Source organism: Rothia sp. 110740021-2, assembly GCF_054263775.1.
Genome location: NZ_JBSZFE010000005.1, coordinates 1 through 5,301, shown reverse-complemented (window position 1 = coordinate 5,301; position 5,301 = coordinate 1). Strand labels below are relative to the sequence as shown.

The following is a 5,301-nucleotide window of genomic DNA, read 5'->3' as shown; positions in this document are numbered from 1 at the left end:
AAAACGGATTTGCATGACAAACAAAACGCTGGTATAGTTGATTGGGTTGCCGCGGGAACGCGGTGATCATGAAATAACATGAATGACCGTTCAACGGTAAGGCTTGCTTGAAATAGTAAGTTGAGGTGTTGAATCGGTGTGTTGCTTGAGAACTCAATAGTGTGCTTTGTTCAATAAAATCACCATTATGGTGGTTGAAACTGAAACTAATACCAAATATTTATTTATATTTGATAATCATCAAATGGTTTCAAATTTAGTCAGCTTGAGTCACGCACCCCCGTGTGTGATTCGCTGTTTGAGATCAGATTATCAAGCTTTTCTATTTTTTCAACGGAGAGTTTGATTCTGGCTCAGGACGAACGCTGGCGGCGTGCTTAACACATGCAAGTCGAACGATGAAGCCTAGCTTGCTAGGTGGATTAGTGGCGAACGGGTGAGTAATACGTGAGTAACCTACCTTTAACTCTGGGATAAGCCTGGGAAACTGGGTCTAATACCGGATACGACCAATCTCCGCATGGGGTGTTGGTGGAAAGCGTTATGTAGTGGTTATAGATGGGCTCACGGCCTATCAGCTTGTTGGTGAGGTAACGGCTCACCAAGGCGACGACGGGTAGCCGGCCTGAGAGGGTGACCGGCCACACTGGGACTGAGACACGGCCCAGACTCCTACGGGAGGCAGCAGTGGGGAATATTGCACAATGGGCGCAAGCCTGATGCAGCGACGCCGCGTGAGGGATGACGGCCTTCGGGTTGTAAACCTCTGTTAGCAGGGAAGAAGAGAGATTGACGGTACCTGCAGAGAAAGCGCCGGCTAACTACGTGCCAGCAGCCGCGGTAATACGTAGGGCGCGAGCGTTGTCCGGAATTATTGGGCGTAAAGAGCTTGTAGGCGGTTTGTCGCGTCTGCTGTGAAAGGCCGGAGCTTAACTCCGTGTATTGCAGTGGGTACGGGCAGACTAGAGTGCAGTAGGGGAGACTGGAATTCCTGGTGTAGCGGTGGAATGCGCAGATATCAGGAGGAACACCGATGGCGAAGGCAGGTCTCTGGGCTGTAACTGACGCTGAGAAGCGAAAGCATGGGGAGCGAACAGGATTAGATACCCTGGTAGTCCATGCCGTAAACGTTGGGCACTAGGTGTGGGGAACATTCCACGTTTTCCGCGCCGTAGCTAACGCATTAAGTGCCCCGCCTGGGGAGTACGGCCGCAAGGCTAAAACTCAAAGAAATTGACGGGGGCCCGCACAAGCGGCGGAGCATGCGGATTAATTCGATGCAACGCGAAGAACCTTACCAAGGCTTGACATATACTGGATCGCATCAGAGATGGTGTTTCCCTTCGGGGCTGGTATACAGGTGGTGCATGGTTGTCGTCAGCTCGTGTCGTGAGATGTTGGGTTAAGTCCCGCAACGAGCGCAACCCTCGTTCTATGTTGCCAGCACGTTATGGTGGGGACTCATAGGAGACTGCCGGGGTCAACTCGGAGGAAGGTGGGGATGACGTCAAATCATCATGCCCCTTATGTCTTGGGCTTCACGCATGCTACAATGGCCGGTACAGAGGGTTGCGATACTGTGAGGTGGAGCTAATCCCTAAAAGCCGGTCTCAGTTCGGATTGGGGTCTGCAACTCGACCCCATGAAGTCGGAGTCGCTAGTAATCGCAGATCAGCAACGCTGCGGTGAATACGTTCCCGGGCCTTGTACACACCGCCCGTCAAGTCACGAAAGTTGGTAACACCCAAAGCCGGTGGCCTAACCTTTTTGGAGGGAGCCGTCTAAGGTGGGATTGGCGATTGGGACTAAGTCGTAACAAGGTAGCCGTACCGGAAGGTGCGGCTGGATCACCTCCTTTCTAAGGAGCACATTTAGTTGGCCATGCTATCCGCGAGTGTCGGGTGGGTGGTTTTGCTCATGGGTGGAATATTGGTTTTGGGTTGGATGAGGCGCATTGTTGGGTTTTGGGGTAACACATGTGTGTTGTTCCTTTGTTTGCCTGGCATGGTGATGATGCAAGAGATTATTTTTGTGTTGTTGTTGTGTTGTGGGTTGTTGTTTGAGAACTATATAGTGGACGCGAGCATCTTCTGGAATTTGCGTTGAATCAATGCTTTTGTGTTGGTTTGATTGTTGATTTTAGATTCTTATTTTTCTTGATTGTGTGTAAGTTATTAAGGGCACACGGTGGATGCCTTGGCATTAAGAGCCGATGAAGGACGTGTGAATCTGCGATAAGCCTCGGGGAGCCGATAACTGGGCTGTGATCCGAGGATTTCCGAATGGGGAAACCTGGCTCATCTTCATGGTGAGTTACCGCCAGCTGAATGTATAGGCTGGTTGGGGGGAACGCGGGGAAGTGAAACATCTCAGTACCCGCAGGAAGAGAAAATAATGTAATGATTCTGTGAGTAGTGGCGAGCGAAAGCGGAAGAGACTAAACCTGTGGTGTGTGATAGCGGTTAGGCGTTGCATCATGGGGGTTGTGGGAGTCACAGTGGCAGTTCTAACTGGCTGCCGGCATGATGTTCAGGATGGTAGGTGAACGACTTGGAATGGTCGGCCGTAGAGGGTGAGAGTCCCGTAATCGAAATTGTTCTGTCCGTGGTGTGGCCACCCGAGTAGCACGGGGCTCGTGGAATCTCGTGTGAATCTGCCAGGACCACCTGGTAAGTCTAAATACTTCTTAGTGACCGATAGTGAATCAGTACCGTGAGGGAATGGTGAAAAGTACCCCGGGAGGGGAGTGAAATAGTACCTGAAACCGTGTGCTTACAAGCCGTTGGAGCCTTTTGGGGTGACAGCGTGCCTTTTGAAGAATGAGCCTGCGAGTTAGTGTTATGTCGCGAGGTTAACCCGTGTGGGGTATCCGTAGCGAAAGCGAGTCTGAATAGGGCGTTTGAGTGGCATGACCTAGACCCGAAGCGGAGTGATCTATCCATGGCCAGGTTGAAGCGACGGTAAGACGTCGTGGAGGACCGAACCCACTTCAGTTGAAAATGGAGGGGATGAGCTGTGGATAGGGGTGAAAGGCCAATCAAACTCTGTGATAGCTGGTTCTCCCCGAAATGCATTTAGGTGCAGCGTTACGTGTTTCTTGCCGGAGGTAGAGCTACTGGATGGCCGATGGGCCTTCACGGGTTACTGACGTCAGCTAAACTCCGAATGCCGGTAAGTGAGAGCGTAGCAGTGAGACAGTGGGGGATAAGCTTCATTGTCGAGAGGGAAACAGCCCAGACCACCAACTAAGGCCCCTAAGCGTGTGCTAAGTGGGAAAGGATGTGGAGTTGCTTAGACAACCAGGAGGTTGGCTTAGAAGCAGCCATCCTTGAAAGAGTGCGTAACAGCTCACTGGTCAAGTGATTCTGCGCCGATAATGTAGCGGGGCTCAAGTACACCGCCGAAGTTGTGGCAATGATCTTTTTGGATTGTTGGGTAGGGGAGCGTCGTGTGGCCGGTGAAGCTGCGGTGTAAACCAGTGGTGGAGGCTATGCGAGTGAGAATGCAGGCATGAGTAGCGAAAGATGAGTGAGAAACTCATCCGCCGGATGATCAAGGGTTCCAGGGTCAAGTTAATCTGCCCTGGGTTAGTCGGGGCCTAAGGCGAGGCCGACAGGCGTAGTCGATGGATAACGGGTTGATATTCCCGTACCGGTGAAAAACCGCCCATACTGATATTGTGATGCTAACCATGCGAAGCATGATGTGCAGGCTTTTGTTTGTGTGTTGTGTGGGTTGTGGGGCCCGATCTTTGGAGGTAAACGTGTTAACAGGTGTGACGCAGGAAGGTAGCCAAGCCACGCGATGGTTGTCGTGGTCTAAGCGTGTAGGGTTGTCGGTTGTTAAATGCGCCGGCTGTGTGCCTGAGACGTGATGGGACCCTGTTTTTGGGGGATTTGGTGATCCTATGCTGCCGAGAAAAGCATCGGCGTGAGGTTTTAGCCGCCCGTACCCTAAACCGACACAGGTGATCAGGTAGAGAATACTAAGGCGATCGAGAGAATCATGGTTAAGGAACTCGGCAAAATGCCCCCGTAACTTCGGGAGAAGGGGGACCTTGAGCGTGATGGGTACTTGCTGCCCGGAGCGTGTATGGGTCGCAGAGACCAGGGGGAAGCGACTGTTTATCAAAAACACAGGTCCGTGCGAAGTCGTAAGACGATGTATACGGACTGACTCCTGCCCGGTGCTGGAAGGTTAAGAGGATTGGTTAGCCTTTGTGGCGAAGCTGAGAATTTAAGCCCCAGTAAACGGCGGTGGTAACTATAACCATCCTAAGGTAGCGAAATTCCTTGTCGGGTAAGTTCCGACCTGCACGAATGGAGTAACGACTTCCCTACTGTCTCAACCATGAACTCGGCGAAATTGCAGTACGAGTAAAGATGCTCGTTTCGCGCAGCAGGACGGAAAGACCCCGTGACCTTTACTATAGTTTGGTATTGGTGTTTGGTTTGGCTTGTGTAGGATAGGTGGGAGACTGTGAAGCATGGACGCTAGTTTGTGTGGAGTCGTTGTTGAAATACCACTCTGGTCAATCTGGATGTCTAACTTCGGGCCATGATCTGGTTCAGGGACAGTGCCTGATGGGTAGTTTAACTGGGGCGGTTGCCTCCTAAAGTGTAACGGAGGCGCCCAAAGGTTCCCTCAGCCTGGTTGGCAATCAGGTGTTGAGTGTAAGTGCACAAGGGAGCTTGACTGTGAGACTGGCAGGTCGAGCAGGGACGAAAGTCGGGACTAGTGATCCGGCGGTACGTTGTGGAACGGCCGTCGCTCAACGGATAAAAGGTACCTCGGGGATAACAGGCTGATCTTGCCCAAGAGTCCATATCGACGGCATGGTTTGGCACCTCGATGTCGGCTCGTCGCATCCTGGGGCTGGAGTCGGTCCCAAGGGTTGGGCTGTTCGCCCATTAAAGCGGTACGCGAGCTGGGTTCAGAACGTCGTGAGACAGTTCGGTCCCTATCCGCTGCGCGCGTTGGAAATTTGAGAAAGGCTGTCCTTAGTACGAGAGGACCGGGACGGACGAACCTCTGGTATGTCAGTTGTACCGCCAGGTGCATGGCTGATTGGCTACGTTCGGGAGGGATAACCGCTGAAAGCATCTAAGCGGGAAGCCTGTTTCGAGATGAGATTTCCTGGCACTTTTTGGTGTGTGAGGCTCCTTATAGATGATGAGGTTGATAGGCCGGGTATGGAAGCGAGGACTGAAGACTCGTGGAGTTGACTGGTACTAATAGGCTGAAGGCTTACTTTTCAGGAAGTTGTTTGTTGTTTGCGTTCACTGTATGGTTTTTGGATAA

The 5,301-nt window shown here is 51.9% G+C and carries 2 rRNA genes; both read left to right on the top strand.

The features are described from left to right. Window positions 1-330: 330 nt before the first annotated feature. Window positions 331-1,858, top strand: a 16S ribosomal RNA gene (locus tag ACUXHH_RS08325). A 306-nt stretch (window positions 1,859-2,164) separates the two neighbouring features. After that, window positions 2,165-5,255 (top strand): 23S ribosomal RNA (locus ACUXHH_RS08320). The 16S and 23S rRNA genes sit together here, the layout of an rRNA operon. Window positions 5,256-5,301: the final 46 nt, after the last annotated feature.